The organism is Maritimimonas sp. 2210JD6-3, assembly GCF_056591795.1.
Map to the genome: position 1 here is coordinate 1 of NZ_JBWQOJ010000079.1, position 1,941 is coordinate 1,941.

2 protein-coding genes are annotated in these 1,941 nt (G+C 33.1%); one reads left to right on the forward strand and one right to left on the reverse strand.

Annotation, left to right across the window (positions count from 1 at the left end):
- The coding region (locus AC1EUY_RS15970) for an IS110 family RNA-guided transposase (RefSeq protein ID WP_480196549.1) at positions 1-928 on the forward strand (928 nt) is incomplete at its 5' end.
- Between the two features lie 323 nt (positions 929-1,251).
- Here AC1EUY_RS15970 and AC1EUY_RS15975 read toward each other — a convergent pair.
- The gene (locus AC1EUY_RS15975; protein WP_480196550.1) at positions 1,252-1,911 is read right to left on the reverse strand and encodes a hypothetical protein; all 660 of its coding nucleotides are present in this window, start codon (positions 1,909-1,911) and stop codon (positions 1,252-1,254) included.
- Positions 1,912-1,941 lie beyond the last annotated feature (30 nt).

Below are 1,941 nucleotides of genomic sequence, written 5' to 3' on the forward strand. Positions count from 1 at the left end.
TCAATTGAAAGCTTATGTAGATAAGCATTTCAAAAATCATGTAGTAAGTGTAGCTTATGAAGCTGGTTGTTGCGGTTATTATGCCCATCGCAGTTTCGAGAATTACGGATGGGAATCATTGGTTGTAAATCCAGCGGATATTCATCGCAGAGGCAAGGAACGTTACACCAAGACAGACCGTATTGATGCACAGTTGATAAGTAGGGAGTTAAAAGATGGTCGATTAACCAGTATCCATGTTCCCGACACGCATCGAGAAGCCTTACGTAGTTTGTTTAGAAGGCGAAATGATTTGGTTAAAGACTTTAGGCGTATTAAGAGCTATATCAAGATGCAATTGTTGTATTTTGGTATTAAGATACCAGAGCAATACGATAATGACCATTGGAGTCATAATTTCCGTAATTGGTTAGATGCTATGGAGTTCCAGTATCCTATAGCCAAGTCAAGCTTAGAGAGTCGTCTACGTTATTTTCGATTTGTAGATTCAGATTTACGTTTGGTAAGTAATGAGTTAAGAGCTTATTGTCGAAAGCATTTTAAGAAGGATTATTATTTACTTCGGAGTATCCCAGGAATAGGCGGTATAGTGGCCTGTGGGATATTAAGTGAATTGGGAGATTTGCGACGGTTTAATAACCTAAAACATTTATCAGGCTATGTAGGATTGGCACCAGGAGTTTATCAGAGTGGAGCTAATAGTAAGACCATGGGCATCACCCCAAGAGCACATCGTTTGATACGCTCCTATTTTATAGAGGCCTCATGGCAAGCTATACGTACAGACCCTGTAATGCAGTCGTATTATCGTAAACATCAGGGAAAGAATGTGAAGAGTATCATCATTAAAGTAGCAAGAAAGTTGCTTAGTAGAACTTTAGCCGTAATAAAAACAGAGACACCTTACACCATTGGTGTTGTAGAATAATAAAATAAACCATAACGAAGCTCACAAGAGAAGTATTAAAAGCCTATATCACAAAACACCGTGGGTGAACTAGATTTAGTATCACATTTTTATAGCAAGTGGCTAGGCTTATTATAACTTATAATCATACAGATGCTGGTGAACACCTTAATAAGGATGTATCACAAATAGGATGCGGAGCAAGTTATATAAGGTGTTGAAGTATTGATAATCCTATCGGAATTATCAACAATTCAACACCCCAAAATCATCAATATGAGATAATTAAAATAATAAATAGTAACTTTGAAAAACTGGGCTAGTGCTTTTCATAGGATACGGTGTTAGGCACAGTTTTTATATTTCAATATTAATTTCTCAAAATTACTTTTTTCAATTTCTAAATGTCCGTAAATTCCATATTGCTTCATAAAATTCCATTTTGCTTTTCGGTCAATTTTTATAGGAGATATTTTTTCGCTCAATGGATTTATTTGTTTCCCAGTTATCTTAAAAAAATCATTTCCATAAATTTCAAATTTTAGACAAGGAAAATTCCTGTTTAATTTATATTCAGTATCCCAGATATAAAGCACATCGTTTTCATTCAGTTTAATAATGTACATATCATTTTCGTCCTCATATTCTGGAGCAATTGCAATTTCTCTACTTTCAATTTTGCAAGTTTCAATAGTTCCTTTTTCAATTAATGAATTGAGTAGGTTTAAAAATTCTTTATATTGCTTTTTTGCCTTATAAATTTCATAAGGAGTAAATACAATAAAAGCAAATGAAAAAACAGCAAGTGTTCCTAAAAGAAAAGTCCAGAAACTATCAGGAATTATTGATGTGATATAAGTTAAACAAATACCTAATAAACCAGCAATTAAAAAATGATAAAACTTTATTTTTCCTCCTTTATTTTTTTCCGCTTTAGTTTTTAGGTACCTCAAAATACGAAGTTCATTTGAATTTAAAGTTCTTGGTTTATATTCAATATTCATATTTGAATTTTGGAGTTCGTGTTAATTGTG